This is a genomic window from Microcoleus sp. MON2_D5, from assembly GCF_036701905.1.
Classification (GTDB): domain Bacteria; phylum Cyanobacteriota; class Cyanobacteriia; order Cyanobacteriales; family Microcoleaceae; genus Microcoleus.
Genome location: NZ_JAUBRM010000002.1, coordinates 37,234 through 54,660, shown reverse-complemented (window position 1 = coordinate 54,660; position 17,427 = coordinate 37,234). Strand labels below are relative to the sequence as shown.

Genomic DNA, 17,427 nt, shown 5'->3' with positions numbered 1-17,427 from the left:
CCAGCGGCCCAAGGAATCCTGTTTTTAGGAGATCCAGCCAACGGCGGAGTAGCCGTGACACCGGGTCAAGTTTTGACACCGGAACAAATAGGACAACTGTTTTTCCAATCCACAGGTAGCTTTACCGGTGCCAATTTTACCTACAGCGCCACAGATAACAGCGGCGCAGTTAGCCCCCCAGCTAACGCGAATCTCGGTTTAACAGGAACGACACCCCCGCCGACTCCAGCACCAGTACCAACGCCCACTCCCACACCATTACCAATACCGATTCCAGCACCAACACCAACTCCAACACCAACTCCCACACCGACTCCCAACGAACCGCCAGCAGCCAACAATACTAACCTCACCCTAGAGCCCAACAGCACCGCGCAAATTCCGGGATTGGGAAAAAGTGACCCCGATGGGTCGATCGCCTCTTACACCATCAACACCCTGCCGCCAGCGGCCCAAGGAGTCCTGTTTTTAGGAGATCCAGCCAACGGTGGTGTACCAGTCACACCAGGTCAAGTCCTGACACCGGAACAGCTAGGACAACTATTTTTCCAATCCACAGGTAGGTTTACCGGAGCAACTTTCAGCTACAGCGCCACAGATAGCAACGGCGCTACCAGTTCCCTGGCTACCGCTACTCTCGGTTCCACAGGAGCAACTCCCACACCAAATCCCCTAAACTTACCGCCAGTAACCAACAATGCTAATTTCACGGTAGACCCCAACAGCAGCGCGCGGGTGCCGCGATTGGGAGGAAGTGACCCCGATGGGTCGATCGTCTCTTACACCATCAACACCCTGCCCCCAGCAGACCAAGCCGTCCTGTTTTTAGGAGATCCAGCCAACGGCGGCGTACCAGTCACACCAGGCCAAGTCCTGACTCCAGAACAGTTACAGCAACTATTTTTCCAATCCACAGGTAGCTTTACCGGTGCCAATTTTACCTACAGCGCCACAGACAACAGCGGCGCCACCAGTCCCGCTGTCGCTACTGTTGCGGCCATACTTCCAACTGACAACCAACCACCAGTTGCCAACAATGCGAACTCCAGCCTAGGGCCCAACAGCAGCCAGTTAGTCACCGGATTGGGAGGCAGCGACCCCGACGGGTCGATCGTCTCTTACACGATCAACACCCCCCCCTCACCAGACCAAGCAGTCCTGTTTTTAGGAGATCCAGCCAACGGTGGTTTACCAGTGACACCAGCCCAAGTCCTGACTCCTCAACAGTTGCAGCAACTATTTTTCTTCACGACAGGTAACTTTACAGGAGCCAATTTCACCTACAGCGCCACAGACAACAGCGGCGCCACCAGTCCCGCACCCGCTACTGTTGTCGCTATCTTGCGGCCGGTTGCGCCAACTCCCACACCAACGCCGGCATCCCCGATCCTCTCAAATCCGATCGGAGAACCAGCTACCGACTGTTTGTGTCAGCCCATTATTGAAAAACCGGGAATTAACTTTGCGCCCCCGCAGCAACCACCCGCAGTTGGATTTGTCCGGCCTATTTCACAATTTTCAGAGGGACAAACCACCAAAGGAACCGGCGGCGATGACTTCATCGTAGACACCAAAGGCAACCAAAAAATTGTCGGTTTTGAAGGCAACGACCTGCTTTTAGGTGAAGACGGCGCGGACGAAATTTACGGCAACGAAGACAATGACACGATTTTTGGGGGCATTGACACCGATATTGTTTACGGAGACGAGGGCAACGATATCGTATTCGCAGGCAAACAGAACGACTGGATTGCCGGCGACTTAGGCTCTGACAACCTGTTTGGAGATCGAGGTGCGGATACGATTCTCGGAGACACCGGCCAGAACAACTCCCAGAGTCCTGAGGATGCTCGCGATTTGATTTTTGGAGGCGAGGGTGCAGACCTCATTAACGGCAACGAGGGCGACGATACCATCCATACCGGCAAAGGTGACGATATTGCCCTTGGAGGTAAAGAAAATGACCTGATTTGGGGCGAACTCGGCTCCGATACGTTGTTTGGTGGCATCGGCTCCGACAGCTTGTTTGGGGGCATCCGCGATCGAAGAGCCAGCGACTCCCAGGGACGCGATTTGCTGTACGGAGGCTTCGGTAACGACTTCCTCAACGGCCAACAAGCCAACGATACGCTGGTTGCAGGCAAAGATAACGATCGCGCTTACGGAGGTAAAGGCAATGACATCATCTACGGTCAATTAGGCTCCGATACCCTCTACGGCGGCGAAGGAGCTGATACTCTGCTCGGCGACAGTGGCAGTTCCCAGTCCATCGGGGATCTCGGCGAACAAGACTTAATCTTTGCCGACGGCGGCAACGACATCATCGGCGGCGGCCACGGTAATGATACCGTGCAAGCAGGTAAAGGCAATGATTGTGTTTGGGGTGGCAAAGATAATGACCTGATTTGGGGCGAACTCGGCTCAGATACCCTTGTGGGCGACAGCGGCGACGACACCATGTACGGCGGTGCTCGAAGTCGAGCTAATGATGTTGGCGGTCAGGACTTGCTCTTTGGGGGCATCGGTGCTGATGTGCTGTTCGGCGATGAGGGTGACGATACCATCAGTGGCGGTCAAGACAACGACTTGATTTACGGCGGTAAAGCTAACGACCTCATACACGGAGATCTGGGCGACGACTTGATTTACGGCGGTGACGGCAGCGATGAACTCTGCGGTGGCGAGGGTAACGATACCATCTATGGCGATCGGGCTGATAACCGGGCTTTGTCGGTGGGCGCAAACGACCAGCAAGACTGCATCAACGGCGGTGACGGCGATGACTTGCTTTACGGCAACGAAGGCCAAGATACTATCAACGGAGATGCGGGCAGCGATACCCTGATTGGTGGTAAAGATAACGACCTGCTCAATGGGGGCGCTGGAGACGATTGGTTGTTTGGCGACTTGGGCGACGATACTTTAATTGGAGGTATTGGGAGGGATGGATTTGTGTTGAATGGTGAGGGCGGCACTGATACTGTGATTAACTTCGAGGTAGGCGTCGATAAGTTTGTTTTGAGTGGTGGGGTGAGTTTCCAGCAGTTGCAATTTAGCGCCACTCCCAACGGTACGTTGCTGCGAGTAGCAGGAACCGATCGGATTTTAGCAAATCTGGTTGGGGTTAACGGGGCGATCGGCTCCTCGGATTTCCTACCAAATCTCTCTGAACTCTAGAATTGGCGGCGAAAGCCTCCTGTTCTGGCGAACAAAACGCCGCAGCAGATCAGAACTTCTGCGGCGTTCCTCACAACACTCAATCCGGATTAGAAACTTTATAGCACTCGACGCTTGAAACCGCTCTTACACTTGCCTTTCGTCCCTCTCTAAAATGCTAAAAAATAAAGGTGTATTCAAGCCTGATTTGGTATAATATCCAATCTGTTAGCCTCGGGATTATTCATAAATCTATTATTTTTATCGGCCTGAAATAGCGTCAATCCCTTGTTAGATACGGTTAAAAAATTATATTTTTTTCACCGCATATACAGGCAGATAAACACACATTAACGCAGATTAGTTATATCAATTTCTGTTGCACCATCCGTGATTCTGGACGGGTTTTTACGCCCGACGAGGCTACCGGAGTTGATATAACTGTGTATGGGGTTTTTCAGGTGTTCCCAGGTACACAAGGGTTGGTAGCTCAAGTGTTTACTATCAACTAATTTTAGTGTGTTGTGCGATCGGGCTTAAGAGCAAACTAAAATTCATCACTAATTCCCGATTCCCATTCTATTGATTCACAATTCGGAAGTTAAAGATACACGGATAGCTGTTTTTTCCTTTTTCCTGTTTCGCCCCAATTCCCCACGATCAATTCAAATACTTAACTTAGGATAGCGAAATCTGCTTGCGTAAAAACAGGCGGCGCGGCTGGCCGAACAGCCTACCAGTCAAATTCCAATCCACCTGTTGCAAGCGATAGCCGGCCTGATAGTACAACTGTCGCGCCGGGTGATTATTTTCCAGAACGTGGAGGTAAATCTCAGAAAATCCCCATTCTCTGGCTGTCTCCTCGCAGTTGCTGAGCAGTTGTTGAGCAACGCCCTGTCGCCGATAGTCCGGGTGAACGGCTAAATTCGACAAATAAGGATAGTCAGAACTCGGTATTTGCCAAGGAAAGCGAGAACGCAGAGCCATTTCTACTGTTCCTGCCATGCGCTGAGATCGGTGCGATCTATAATTCTGCGTTCCCTCCTCGCGCGAGACTAGCTCAGCAACCAGACAAATGTAATGTTCTGCCTTAGAACGCAATCGATTTTTTAAATCTTCGTAAATGCCCAAACGCAACACCGGATACACCCATTCTACAAACCCCTCGCGAGAGTGAAAGCTCATGGCTAAAATATCAGCTAGCTGGGTTAAGTCGTTGGGTGCAGCGACCCGGATCGAAAAACCAGAAAGTCCGGGAGTTTGTTGTTGGTGAGATGGTGAGGAAAAAAATGAAGGATTCACAATGCCAGGCCACTATATTAATTTTTTTACGCGGGTTTCTAAGCTACCATCTTAGAAAATTCACTGATGTTATACTGCTATTCTAACGTAACTTATAGGCATAATTTATTAGCCATATTAAATTACATTTATTGTGCTTGACTTTAAGGAGTATGTGAGGTAAATGGAAAATTTTTAGCATTTAATACTCGAGTTATGAAAAAATAAAACTCATCCCCTAATACTAGATTGGTGGATAAGCTATTTGGCCTTTAAATTGAAGCTTGATCCCTGGCTTTCGACCGGCATCACAAGAGTTTAAGTAAACAGTAGCTTACAAATTAAATGCGCGACAGCTTAGCGGGCAAGGTATTAAAAACAATCACAAAGGTTTTAACGTCAGGTTCCCGGAATCTTACCGCTCTCTGCTTACGGAAATACCCGAGCGAATATAATTTATCCGTCAGGCGGTAGTTGAAAAACTCAACGACTAGATCTGACTAACACCGGGCGCGCTGGGGCGTCGGATGTTCCCCGCCGCCCCCCGGGCTGGCACCCCAGCTTTCAGCAGTTGTGGGCAATCCATCGCCCGCCCCCGAGCGAACCGGCCTTACCTGTTGAGCTAGTGGGTACTTTTCCAACCTCCAATTTAAATTTGGATGCCTGGAAACAGTCTGCAGGGGTTTTCCCCGTCGGTTCGATACTCTGCTGCGCGCGAGCGAGACCTTCAAAACCTCGATCGAGCTGATTGACCCCGCCCAACAACCGATATCCGCCACCGACACTGGTCGTGGAGAGATCAAAATTTTAGACTCTAGTTCAAGCTCCGCGATTCATCTGTGGAGTAAATCTAAAATCTAAAATCTAAAATCTAAAATCGACCGATCGGTTTCCACAGAGTACATCCCTAGCTAAGATTAACAGATGGATGCTCGAGCTTGCGGTGTTTCGCCGCAGTAATTGGCTTGTCGAAGGTCTGCAGGAGGCACAAAAAATGCCGAGATCGGGGAAAAAAGTGCAAGTCTAACTAAAATGGTACAGCAATTGCGTCACTCCCACAGACACCTCTGTGGTCTGTCAGCCACCCCCGAATATCAGTCAGGGGCTCGGCGCCGGATTGTGGTCGGTATCCTTGGCTGACTGTTAAAGTTGCTGTTACTTGTGGGAAAAAACACAGGCGAAGATGTTGGTTGTCTATTGTATCTTGCTGCGGGCAGCTTTCACATACCAAATAAAACAGTCCCAGGAGCCAGGACAAAACATAAAATTGGCAAATCAACTCACAATCAGGACGGTTATTCCTATGTATTCTGAGATATCCAGACGGCAGTTAAAATGGCCAGATTAGTGTTTGCTCTCCTGCTGCATAAAGGTAAGGGGTGAAATAAAATTATCGGGAGACGAGTTTATGTGAATATCATTAAATAATAAAATTGGGGTGCACGACAGATAACTGTGGCTCAGAAGAATTCCGCATTGAAAACCCAGACATCAAAAATCAAGGTTGATGCTTGCCTCGCACACTCACAACAACTTCAAATCCACGAATTATTGTGATACCATTTTCCCAAAATAATGGCACTGTCGGCAAAATCCCAACCCTTATGTCATCAGTCATTCGCAATCGAAAATCCAAAATCGAAAATGGTATGACTTCAGCAATTTAAATCGGCGAATTCTTCCTTTGATCAGACTTATTAAATCGAACAGCCCCGGGGCACAGGAGAACGGTGCATGAATTCCCAAGAAAATCCTAAGCTAAAAATTCTGATCGTCGATGACGAACCGGATAACCTCGACTTGCTTTACCGCACCTTCCATCGAGACTACAAAGTGCTCAGAGCCGAATCTGGCCCCGCTGCTCTCGAAATTTTGGCAAAAGAGGGAGAAGTGGCGGTGATTATCTCGGATCAGCGAATGCCCAAAATGAGCGGTACGGAGTTTCTCAGCCTGACGGCGGCTCAGTACCCCGACGTGATCCGAATTATTTTAACTGGCTATACGGATGTTGAAGATTTAGTTGAAGCTATTAACGCTGGCAAAGTATTCAAATACGTTACCAAGCCTTGGGATGCTCAAGAGCTGATAAATCTTGTCAGTCAAGCTGTTGAGACTCACAATCTTCTGAAAACGCGCACCAATGAACTGCGCCGTGCTTTGAGCCAAGAATCGCTGCTTTATGCCGTTACCAATACTATCCGATCGGCTCTCAATTACCAGCAAATGCTGCAAAGAATTGTGGAAAGTGTCGGGCAGATGTTTGAGGTGAGTTGCTGTCTGCTGCGGCCGTTCCAAGACGGCCGAGTGGCTGATGAGTGGTTCGTTTACCAGAAGGCAGAAACTAAAGAGTTGGGGGGCGATGAGGAAGCGATGCCCGGAGATGCTTCTGCTGCCGAACTCTCCCCAGATTTGCTGCCGGATTTGGTTTGGGAAACTCTGGATGTGGAGGTGATTCAAGATGCCCAAACTGACGATCGAGTTTTAAACTGGGATAATCAGCAGCGACAGCAGGCTTACGAAGCTGCGAATATTCGATCGAGCTTGATCGTACCCCTGTTTTACAAAATGGAACTGATGGCAGTCTTGGCGCTGCACCAGTTCGATCGACCGCGCCAGTGGCAAGACCACGAGGTACAGTTGGTAATTACGGTGGCAGACCAAGCGGCTTTGGCGCTTTCTCAAGCCCGGGCTTACGAACAGGTGCGGGCGCTGGCCAAGCGCGAGGCATTAGTCAATACTATTACTACGGCAATTCGATCGAGTCTCGATCCCCAAAATATTTTTGCAGCCATTACTCAACAACTCGGCCAAGCTTTGCAAGTTGACGGCTGCGCCCTATCTCTGTGGACAGAAGATGATGAATACGTCCAATGCGTGGGGCTATACGACACAAATAGAGATACGGTGGCTGTAGAAGAGGGTTTTAACCCTCCAGAGGTAGTTGCGAACCCTCTTGGCCCTGAGACGATTTCTGCCGATGCTGTTGGCAACGCTCCCGCCTGGGTTTTTGCCCATCCTTCCCTGCCACAGTCTTTGGTGCCGATTCGGGGCAATCCGGTGTTGCTGCAAGTTATGGTATCAAAAGAGCCGGTGGCGATCGAAGATCTCGACGAACACCCCGAGTTAAATGTTACAGAACTGCAAGTTCGATCGCCAGCCCGCGCCCTGTTAGTCGTTCCCTTACTCTCAGAAGGCAAAATCATCGGCAGCATTTCCCTGCGCCAAAATCACAGCATCCGCCGCTGGAACATCTCAGACATTGACCTGGCTCAAATAGTCGCAACTCAAGCGGCTCTAGCCGTGCAGCAGTCGCGCCTCTACCAGACTACCAGACAGCAGGCAGAACGGCTTCTGGAAGCCGATCGGCTCAAAACCGAATTTTTCCAAAATATCTCCCACGAGTTCCGCACGCCTCTAACTCTCACAATCGGCCCTCTGGAATCAGCTTGCGGCCGCAAAGAAGACTTGCCCTACGAACAAGCCGTAATCGCTTTGCGTAATTCCCGCCGCCTGCTGCGCTTGGTAAATCAACTGCTGGACTTGCAGCGCCTCGATGCCGGACGGATGCAGCCGAGTTTTCGCCCCTGCGATTTAGTCGGTTTCTGTTACTCTACCGCAGAGTCATTCCGGGCCTACTGCGAGAAAAAAGGACTGCAGTTAATTACCCAACTGCAAGAATGTCCTTTACTTTATTTGGATCTTGAAAGATTTGACAAAGTTATTTACAACCTGCTGTCAAATGCTGTCAAATTCACCCCAGAAGGCGGAACTATCACCCTGAAAGTTGAATCTGCCGGCGCTCACTGCTTGTTGCAAGTAAAAGACACTGGTATCGGCATTCGCACGGAACAAATTCCCTATTTATTCGAGCGGTTTCACCAAGCCGAAGGTTCAGCTAGCCGTTCCTATGAAGGCAGCGGCTTAGGTTTGGCACTTGTCAAAGAATTAGTCGAACTCCACGGCGGTCAAATTTCAGTTGAGTCAGTTTACGGCGAAGGCACTACTTTTACAGTTTGGCTCCACTTCGGTTCGACTCACTTACCCCCGGAACAGGTACTAGAAATACCAGCAGAGTTTCACTCATCCAAAGCTGCGGTGGAACTGGCAGATGTGGAGGCGGATTTGTCGGAAAATGAGGCAGAAGATCATAACTTTGAGGCGCTCGAACCGGTCAGATCGGAAACGGTAGTGGGAACGGTTTTGGTGGTTGACGACAATCCCGATTTGCGCTTTTATGTGTCGGCAATTCTGCGAGAGTCCGGCTTTGCAGTTTTGCTCGCCCGCAATGGACAAGAAGGATTTGCCGTGGCAAAAAAACGCCGCCCTAATTTAATTGTAACGGATTTGATGATGCCTTTGATCTCGGGTTTGGATTTGATTCGGATGATTCGAGAGGATGAGGAATTGCAGGGAACTCCGGTAATTTTGCTGACTGCTAAAGCCGACGAAGATACTCGAATTGAAGGAGTAGAACGGGGTGCTGATGCTTATTTGTCGAAGCCTTTTAACGATCGAGAATTGTTGGCGGAAGTGCGGAATTTGCTCGCCCTCAAACAAAACGAGCGCCGAGTGCAGGAGTTGAACAGTTATTTAACTGAGTCGGTGCTGCGCCGATTTTTACCGCCGGCGATGGTGAAGGCTGCAGCGGCTGGAGATTTGGCCCTGGATTTGCGCCCGGAACCGCGATTGATTACTATTTTGTTTAGCGATATTGTCGGTTTTACTCAAATGGCAAATACGCTGCGCTCGCGCCGGGTAGCTGAGCTTTTGAATGAATATTTGGCGGCAATGACTAAGGCTATTTTTGACAGTGGCGGTACGGTGGACAAGTTTGTTGGAGATGCGGTAATGGCTTTCTTTGGTGCGCCGGAGGAACTAACGCCTAACGAGCAAGTACGTCGCGCTGTGGCTGCTGCGGGGCAAATGCTGCGAGCTCTCAAGGAGCTTAACAAGGGCTGGTTGGAGCAGGGAATTGTTGGGGAAAATGGCGTGCCTCCGGTGCGGTTTCGCTGCGGAATTCACCAGGGTACTGCGGTGGTGGGAATGTTTGGCGGCCCCGATCGAGCGGATTATACTGCGATCGGGCCGAGCGTGAATATTGCCGCCCGCTTGCAAGAGGTGACGGAACCAAACACGGTGCTAATTTCGGCGGCGGTGGCAGATTATGTTGAGGAAAATCGCATTGTTAAATATAAGCCTTTGAAACTAAAGGGAATTGATGAAACGGTATTGACTTTTTTACTAAATTGTGATTAGTCATTTGAAGTATTATATGTTGATCTCCCACGCACAATTTTGGGAACAACCTATTCCTAAATAAGTAGATGAGCGGCAAAATATCTATGTAGTCCAAAGCGATAGTCACTCCGTGAAACGCTCTTTAGAAGCGATATTTTATGCAAACAATCGCCCGATTGATGATAGCTTGATAGTGGGTGACATACTAAAGTTTATTTGCACCTACTTACTGGCCGTAAACAATGTGTTAAATTTAACTTGAATCACGCTAGTTAATGTTTCTTTACACAAACATAGTTTTTTCCGCCTACATACTTAAGCGCACGGATCTGCGCTCCGGCTGTGGAGTCAATTGTTTAATCTTTAATCTTTAATCGACTCACCAAAGTTCAAGCTTCCTAATGGCGGCTGGGGAGTCAACTCTAAAACCTAAAATCTAAAATCTAAAATCTAAAATCTAAAAGTGACTGAAATTCCTTGCTTGAATCTATCAAAAGAGTGAACTTTTTTAACCGCTCGCCGGCGGATAACCTCTATCTAGAGAACGGTTACGCCGATCGCTCTGATCGAGTAAAAATAGAATGTCATTTCTTTTGTATTCTATGAAACTGAATTATTTTACGAAACGGCTTTCGACTTTAGGGCGCTTGATGGCTGCAACTGTGCTTTGCGTGTCAGCGATGGCCTTCGTTTGGTCTGGTGCGTTCTTCTCGAACACCGCAGCAATGGCTTCTCCTGCTGTAAACTCGATGGCAGCAGACGCAGATGCGGGCGATGCGGTTCAAGAAAAAGCCAGCAAAGATGCTGGACGAGCCAAGAACTTCATCCGAGATACAGAAGAGAAGGTTAAGGAAACTGCCAAGACAAATGCTGCTAAAGTCGATCGCTCATCGGAGGATGGTAGTGTAGTAGAGCGCAAAGCTAAGAAAGATGCGGCCACAATTGAGAAAAGAGCATCGGAAGATTCAGCTCGGACTCAGAAAGCAGTAGATAATACCAAGAATGCTGTCGAGAGCGCTGTTGACAGCATCAAGGGTGTTTTTGGCAAGTAGACAATAAATAAGTAGGTAAGCGCAAAAAAACAATAATATCTTGCAGGGGCTTGTAGGGGCGGCTTTAGGGCTTATCTACAGTAAGGGTGAGTCGATCGTTGCAGAACCCGCCCTCTCCCCAAGTAATGTTTATTTGTACTTACTTACTTCAAACTGAAAGATTGATGTACATTGACCAAGACCTCTAGACGGCTGGTGTAAGCGACCCCAAGCCATTGTTTAAAATTGCCGCAAAAAGCGCAAGTCGCTAGCATAAACCCGGCGAATATCGTCGATTTCATAAAGTACCATTGCGAACCGCTCGACACCAAAACCGGCCGCAAACCCAGTATATTTTTCTGGATCTAAACCGACTCCTTTAAGAACATTCGGATCGACAGTTCCGCAGCCCAAAACTTCCAGCCATTTGCCGTTCCACTGCAAATCAACTTCGGCAGAAGGTTCCGTAAACGGAAAGTAACTCGTGCGGAAACGGATAGGCAAATCTTGCCCGAACATTTGCCGCAAAAACTCTTTAATTGTGCCTTTCAAGTCAGTAAATGTCAGACCTTCATCAATTGCTAATAGTTCAATTTGGTGGAAGACTGCTGCGTGAGTAGCATCGACAGTATCGCGGCGGTAAACGCGGCCGGGAGAGACAATCCGAATCGGCGGTTTGTGCTGTTCCATGTAGCGAATTTGCACTGATGATGTCTGAGTCCGCAGCAAGTCGCCGCCTGGTAGGTAAAATGTATCTTGCATATCCCGCGCCGGATGGTCTGGCGGTGTGTTCAGCGCCTCGAAGTTATAATAATCTGTTTCCATTTCCGGGCCGTTGGCGACGGTGTAGCCGAGGCCGACAAAGATATCGAGAGCGCGGTCTATGACGGCGTTTAAGGGGTGAACGCGACCTTGGGGGCGAAAAATCCCCGGCATGGTAACATCGATGGTTTCTGAGGCGAGTTTGGCTTGGATTTGGGCGGTTTGGAGGGCGGCGCGCTTGTCTTCTAAATCGGCTTGCAGGGCTTCTTTGACTGTATTGGCGATCGCACCTACTTTGGGTCGCTGGTCTGGCGACAGTTTGCCCATCATGCCTAAAATTTGAGAAAGTTGGCCTTTTTTGCCGAGGTAGCCGACGCGCAACTGTTCGAGTTGTTCGAGGGTATTGGCAGTGGCGATCGCACTTTTGGACTCTTGACCGAGGGTTTCTAGTTGAGTTTCAATGTCGCTTAGCTGGACAGTCATTTTGATTTTAGATTTTAGATTTTAGATTTTAGATTGATGGCTGTTTTGGGCCAAGTTGAGTTTAGCGCAATTTTGGCTCTTCAGCTTGTTGATTTTAGATTTTAGATTTTAGATTTTAGATTTTCGCCAGTTACGGATAATTTGTAATAGGTAATTCGATGTTAGAGCGATCGCCGTAGTTGAATCTAGTTTAGTATTGTTATAAGGCCTATAAAAATTTCAATGAAACTTTTAATTAGCAACGACGACGGCATCTTTGCACAAGGCATCCGCAGCCTCGCCAACGCTCTCGCCGACGCTGGCCACGACGTGAGCGTAGTTTGTCCCGACAGAGAGCGCTCCGCTACCGGCCACGGCCTTACCCTGCACCAACCCATCCGCGCCGAGATTGTCGAATCTATTTTTGATCCTGCAGTCCAAGCTTGGGCCTGTTCGGGCACTCCCGCCGACTGCGTGAAACTTGCTTTGTGGGCTTTACTTGACAAACCGCCGGATTTTGTTCTTTCCGGTATCAACCACGGGCCCAATCTAGGCACGGATATCATCTGTTCGGGTACGGTTTCGGCAGCAATGGAGGGAATTATGGAAGGCATTCCCAGCATTGCTTTTAGCCTCGCCAGCTTTACTTCGCAGGAATTTGGGCCGGCGGTGGATTTCGCTGTCACCTTGCTGGCACAGTTGGAAAAACAGCCAATGGCGAAACCGATGCTGTTGAATGTCAACATACCAGCAGTCCCACAAGCAGAAATTACCGGAGTTGCGATCGCCCGTCAAGGCATTCGCCGCTATTTCGACATATTTCAAAAGCGCACCGATCCGCGCGGCAAAACTTATTATTGGCTGGCTGGGGAATTGTTAGAAGATGTAGAAGAAATCGCCGATTCGGCGGTGCCGCACGATATTCCTACGGACGTACAAGCTATCCGCGACAACAGAATAACGGTAACTCCTTTGCAATATAATCTCACCTGTGCTCCAGACTTGCACTCGTTGCGGGATTGGCAAGTTGAAGGTTTTCCCAAGCAGTGAGCTCCGATCGACCCGATCGGAGCGGTAAACTAGGAATTAAGGAAAAGTGCCTCTAAAGGTCTATGCCTTAGGCGTTAACACAGGCTCCCCATTAGTTATTGGTTTTTTACTCAAGAAAAACAGTTATGAACGCTCCCACCTATAACACTCATTCTGTCACTTGCCCGATCTGCAACCGTTCCAGCGTCGTAGGCCCAGTCGGGATGGTCAGTGGACTATTCACTTGTCCCCACTGCCATTCTCATATGGTAATTAGCTGGAGCGGTCATTTTGTGCGCGATCCTTTTAGTCTCAAACAACTGACGGTGGGAAAGATGCTCAGGCGCGAGAGCAGACCGTTAGCTCGCCTTCAGCGGGACTTTGGGCTGGGTAAGCCTTTTCCGCTGATTGCAATTTTGGGCAGTGTGGTGTTTTTCGGGTGTGCGCTAGCCGCTACGGAACAATCGCTACCCCGAGAGAATTCACTTCAAGGACTTTTAGAGTGGGTGAGCGGAACTGGTAATTCCCAAGATGTCTCACGTTAACATTTCTTAAAAGAAATTGTGACAGATACTGCGTGCAAATATCTATTCCTTTAGGTAGAAATCACACTATTTTAGCAATTGCATCCATCTTGAGCTACGGGTAAGCACTTAAACGCCGTGTCCTTCATCCTGTGCCCAAAAACTTCAAAACCCCAGTGCGGCAGGGGTTTTAACCCCTGCCTCAAAGCTCAAGTCTGGTGGGCTTAAGTCTCACGAGGGTGTTTCGAGTTAAGTTGACACATATCACTTTGCTCAATTTAGAAACTCAGCAATTTTTCTAACTGCTGTTTCCAAAATTGCTGGCGACTCGACTAAGGCAAATCGCACGTAGCCTTCTCCTGATTTCCCGAAACCGGCACCGGGGGAAGCTGCGACTCCTGTACTCTGTACTAGCTGAGTGCAAAATTTCACGGAATCTTGGGCCCAAGGTTCCGGCAGTTTCGCCCAGACGTACATGGTGGCGGGGGGTACGGGTACTTGCCAGCCGATGCCCTGTAGCGCGTTTACAAAGGCATCCCGCCGTTTTCTGAAGGTTTCTACGCTGGTTCTGACGGTATCTTGAGGGCCGGTTAATGCGGAGATCGCTCCGTTCAAAATCCCTCGGTATTGGTTGAAGTCCACTGCGGCTTTTACCTGCCGCAGCGCTGCAATTAGTTCGGAATTGCCGATCGCGTATCCGACTCGAAAACCTCCCATACTGTAGGATTTGGATAGTGTAAAAAACTCGATCGCCACACTCTTATCTCGATCCGCCTGAAATATTGACGGCGCCATCAATTTTCGATATTCTTCCTCGTTACCAGGCTCTGCCTCTATGAGAGAATTGCGATCGTCAAACACCAAATCCACATAAGGGAAATCGTGAACTAAAACAAGTTGATGTTCCCGACAAAAAGCCACAGCTTTCTCAAAAAAAGCAACCGGGGCGATCGCAGTTGTAGGATTGTGAGGATAGCTCAAAACCATCATCTTCGACTGAGCCAGCACTGCTGCCGGAATATCTTCAAATATCGGCAAAAACGCATTTTCTGCTAATAGCGGCATCGGATAAATTTGACCGCCGGCTAAATGCACACCGCCTGCGTGGGAAGGATAGCCCGGATCGAGCAACAAAGCAAAATCTCCCGGGTTGAGTACAGCTAAAGGCATATGCGCCGTGCCTTCTTGGGAACCAATTAACGGCAGCACTTCTGTTTCTGGATTGACTGCAATCCCAAATTTTTGCTCGTACCAAATAGCTGCTGCTTCCCGAAAATCTCTTGTGCCGTTAAATAGCAAATAGCCGTGAGTGCTGGTGTCGGACAGAGAATGTGCGATCGCATCTGTAATGTGAGCAGCCGCCGGCAAATCCGAAGAACCCAGAGACAAGTCAATCACATTTTGCCCCGCTGCTCTAGCTTGAGCTTTTGCCCGATCCATATCGGCAAATACATTAAATTGCAGTGGATCTAAACGTTTAGCAAATTGCATATTTTCTGTATTTTTGGGGAATTTTAAGGAATATTTTTATACTAGCTAAATTATTATTTTTTATATTGCATTTTTCTTGAGTTTGTGAATTATTTCTTTTGACTAACCGCAGAGACCGCAGAGGGCGTAGAGTCAAAAAGGAATATCGAGGATAAAAGAGAGATATTAAAAAAATATTTGCGATTGCTATAATTGTAAGTTGGGAGTTGGAAACTCCCGAATCATTTCCAAAGTTTATAAGTGAGCGTCGAGCAAACCGATCAAAGTTTGTTTAGTAATAGCTCCCTCGTGAGAAAGCACTACTTCGGCATTTTTAAAGAGCCTGAGAGCTGGGACTCCTTCTACTTTATACTGCTTGACAGTATTAGGATTGGGGTCAATTTCCATTTTAACCACTTTCAGCCGATCGCTGTAGTTGGCAGCCACCCAGTCTACCGAAGGCGCGATCAGTTTGCAAGGCCCGCACCAAGTAGCCCAAAAATAGGCAAGCACTGGTTGCTCAGCTTTCAGGACTTCTGTTTCAAATTTTTCGTCGTTAATGACAATTACACTGTTACTCATGGTTCTGCGATTATTTTTTCTATTTATTTCTAAAGCACCGGCGGGCGTGAAACTTGCACCAACTTAGAAGACAGGCCCAAAAAACTGTTACTAATTTTAAAACATTCTGCGAATTATTGAGTAGAAACTCAGGACTCGGGACGGATGGCTAATTCTGTTTGGCGTTTAATTCCACTGCTGTCGGCGTCTGGTAGCGTGCAGATGGCGATCGACCAATGGCTGCTGGAACAGCATCTAGCGGGCAAACATCCGCCAACTCTGCGATTTTACACTTGGCAACCGGCGGCAATTTCCTTGGGCTACCACCAGCGCAGGTGGCCGGAGTTTTGGCAGCATTTGTCTTGGCAGGGAATGCCTGTGGAGTTGGTGAGGAGGCCCAGCGGCGGCCGCGCCGTACTTCACCAAGGGGATTTAACTTATGCAGTTGTGGCATCGGGATTTGCCAGCAGCCGTATGAAAGCTTATCAGACTATTTGCGAGTTTTTGATTGAGGGTTGGAGGGCGATGGGTTTGGATTTGCAATACGGGGAAGCTGGAAGGGGTTATATTCACAATCCGAATTGTTTTGGTACTGCGACGGGTGCGGATTTAGTTACACTTGATGGCTGCAAGTTAATTGGTAGCGCGCAATTGCGACGGGGTGATGCTATTTTGCAGCACGGTTCGATGCGTTTGCAGCCGGATGTTAGTTTGTTTTCTCAAGTGTTTGGGGAGGAATTAATTCCTGTGCAATTACCTCTATCTGAAGGGGGAAATGATTTGATTGCAACTGTAATTGATGTTTTGAGTGCGGCGGCTTGTCGCTGTTTTGAGATTGATTTGGAGGTGCAGCCGCTGTCGGATCAGGAATGGCATGATATTTTGAAATTAACAAGTAATAAGCTGTTTGACATTTAATCTGCATATTTGGGGGCGGGCTTTCCGGCAACTTTTCGGAACAGCCATCTTGGCTGTTCTACAATAAAAATTATTGGTTGGGGAACGACCATATTGGCTGTTACTAATACAATTTAAAAACTGGTCACTTATTGTATTAAAACTTTTCTGGCCCGTTGCTGTAACGCCACCAGAAAAGTTAAATTTAAATGCAGTACAGCTTATGGTTGTGGCTTAGTTTGAACGATCGGCTCTTTGGCAATTTTGCCCAAGGTCACTGAATCCAGCAAGCTTTCCCAATCAGCCTTGAGCGCTGTATCATTAGGCTGATCGCGGCGAGCGGCAGCTAGGGTGCTGAGGGCATCTAGCCAAATCCCATTTTCAGCATAAATAACGGTTTTCTGGCGCGGATCTGCCTGATCTAATTGACGGCGGATATCTGCACTGATTTCAACTCGCCGTACAGTACCGCTTTCGATCTGATCGCTCGATCTGTCTTGAGAGTCGCAAATCACTGTAAAATTCCAAGTGTAACTTTTGCCTACTTCTAAGGGTGGCACATTTTGGCTAGCGGGGATACTAACCCCGATCACCCCTGATAAATTGCTAATTGTGACATCCTGTTTATAAATCGGGTTGCCGTTTTGATCTTGTAGGATAAATTCGGCTAATTCTGCCTCTGTTTGAGGCAAGTAGAAAAAGAAAGTTGGATAGTCGGAAACAGTCCGTCCGATCTTATTTTTAGGCACTAAGGCTGTGAGACCTAGCTGACTAATGCTCGCGCAGCCACCGCGCACAGGCCGTCTCGGTTGAGTGGGGGGCCGATCATCTATATCTTCAGTAGGCTGAATGAAGCGCGGCCCTCCCGGTACAGTGGGTGGCTTGCCATCTACTTCTGGAATAGGCTGTCCCACAACTGCTAATTGGGAAGCATTAAGTGTTGCTATCAATACTATTGAGCCAACTGAGGTCAGAGTGATGAGAAACTTGGTAACTTTTTTCATATTGACTCCATG

At 48.5% G+C, this 17,427-nt stretch carries 11 protein-coding genes; 6 read left to right on the top strand and 5 right to left on the bottom strand.

From position 1 onward, the window contains the following. A partial coding sequence (locus QUA47_RS01035; RefSeq protein WP_445302473.1) for an Ig-like domain-containing protein occupies positions 1-3,177 on the top strand: 3,177 nt, incomplete at its 5' end. Positions 3,178-3,834: 657 nt separating this feature from the next. On the opposite strand, the gene QUA47_RS01030 is transcribed toward QUA47_RS01035, so the two are convergent. Then, complete coding sequence (locus tag QUA47_RS01030) at positions 3,835-4,458, bottom strand: GNAT family N-acetyltransferase (RefSeq protein WP_333287781.1); 624 nt, start codon at positions 4,456-4,458, stop codon at positions 3,835-3,837. 1,713 nt (positions 4,459-6,171) lie between these two features. Here QUA47_RS01030 and QUA47_RS01025 point away from each other — a divergent pair. After that, the gene (locus tag QUA47_RS01025) at positions 6,172-9,693 is read left to right on the top strand and encodes a response regulator (protein ID WP_190663390.1); all 3,522 of its coding nucleotides are present in this window, start codon (positions 6,172-6,174) and stop codon (positions 9,691-9,693) included. Positions 9,694-10,256: 563 nt separating this feature from the next. Next, positions 10,257-10,727 (top strand): hypothetical protein, encoded by a 471-nt coding sequence (locus QUA47_RS01020; protein ID WP_333429363.1) that lies wholly within the window; start codon positions 10,257-10,259, stop codon positions 10,725-10,727. 219 nt (positions 10,728-10,946) lie between these two features. On the opposite strand, the gene pheS is transcribed toward QUA47_RS01020, so the two are convergent. Next, on the bottom strand, positions 10,947-11,951 hold the full coding sequence (pheS, locus tag QUA47_RS01015; RefSeq protein WP_015177077.1) for a phenylalanine--tRNA ligase subunit alpha: 1,005 nt from the start codon (positions 11,949-11,951) through the stop codon (positions 10,947-10,949). A gap of 222 nt (positions 11,952-12,173) precedes the next feature. Here pheS and surE point away from each other — a divergent pair, with 222 nt between their 5' ends. Further along, positions 12,174-12,980 carry a 5'/3'-nucleotidase SurE gene (surE, locus tag QUA47_RS01010; RefSeq protein WP_333429362.1) on the top strand — a complete coding sequence of 269 codons (807 nt, stop codon included), beginning with the start codon at positions 12,174-12,176 and terminating at the stop codon, positions 12,978-12,980. 125 nt (positions 12,981-13,105) lie between these two features. Next, the gene (locus tag QUA47_RS01005; RefSeq protein WP_190738972.1) at positions 13,106-13,504 is read left to right on the top strand and encodes a hypothetical protein; all 399 of its coding nucleotides are present in this window, start codon (positions 13,106-13,108) and stop codon (positions 13,502-13,504) included. Between the two features lie 252 nt (positions 13,505-13,756). Here the strand turns inward: QUA47_RS01005 and QUA47_RS01000 are convergent, their stop codons facing one another. Continuing rightward, entirely contained in the window at positions 13,757-14,974 is a 1,218-nt protein-coding gene (locus QUA47_RS01000) for an LL-diaminopimelate aminotransferase (RefSeq protein WP_333429361.1), read from the bottom strand. A gap of 234 nt (positions 14,975-15,208) precedes the next feature. Continuing rightward, positions 15,209-15,535: a thioredoxin domain-containing protein gene (locus QUA47_RS00995; protein WP_190663385.1), complete on the bottom strand. Its 327-nt coding sequence runs from the start codon at positions 15,533-15,535 to the stop codon at positions 15,209-15,211. A 144-nt stretch (positions 15,536-15,679) separates the two neighbouring features. Between QUA47_RS00995 and QUA47_RS00990 the strand changes: the two genes are divergently transcribed. Next, the gene (locus QUA47_RS00990) at positions 15,680-16,432 is read left to right on the top strand and encodes a biotin/lipoate A/B protein ligase family protein (RefSeq protein ID WP_333429360.1); all 753 of its coding nucleotides are present in this window, start codon (positions 15,680-15,682) and stop codon (positions 16,430-16,432) included. A 200-nt stretch (positions 16,433-16,632) separates the two neighbouring features. On the opposite strand, the gene QUA47_RS00985 is transcribed toward QUA47_RS00990, so the two are convergent. Continuing rightward, complete coding sequence (locus QUA47_RS00985; RefSeq protein WP_333429359.1) at positions 16,633-17,415, bottom strand: DUF928 domain-containing protein; 783 nt, start codon at positions 17,413-17,415, stop codon at positions 16,633-16,635. Positions 17,416-17,427 lie beyond the last annotated feature (12 nt).

Bases quoted from the DNA above. Each gene is read 5' to 3' on its own strand.
- surE (WP_333429362.1), top strand. From the start codon at position 12,174: ATGAAACTTTTAATTAGCAACGACGACGGCATCTTTGCACAAGGCATC.
- QUA47_RS01020 (WP_333429363.1), top strand. From the start codon at position 10,257: ATGTCATTTCTTTTGTATTCTATGAAACTGAATTATTTTACGAAACGG.
- QUA47_RS01025 (WP_190663390.1), top strand. From the start codon at position 6,172: ATGAATTCCCAAGAAAATCCTAAGCTAAAAATTCTGATCGTCGATGAC.
- QUA47_RS01000 (WP_333429361.1), bottom strand. From the start codon at position 14,974: ATGCAATTTGCTAAACGTTTAGATCCACTGCAATTTAATGTATTTGCC.
- pheS (WP_015177077.1), bottom strand. From the start codon at position 11,951: ATGACTGTCCAGCTAAGCGACATTGAAACTCAACTAGAAACCCTCGGT.
- QUA47_RS00995 (WP_190663385.1), bottom strand. From the start codon at position 15,535: ATGAGTAACAGTGTAATTGTCATTAACGACGAAAAATTTGAAACAGAA.
- QUA47_RS00990 (WP_333429360.1), top strand. From the start codon at position 15,680: ATGGCTAATTCTGTTTGGCGTTTAATTCCACTGCTGTCGGCGTCTGGT.
- QUA47_RS01005 (WP_190738972.1), top strand. From the start codon at position 13,106: ATGAACGCTCCCACCTATAACACTCATTCTGTCACTTGCCCGATCTGC.
- QUA47_RS00985 (WP_333429359.1), bottom strand. From the start codon at position 17,415: ATGAAAAAAGTTACCAAGTTTCTCATCACTCTGACCTCAGTTGGCTCA.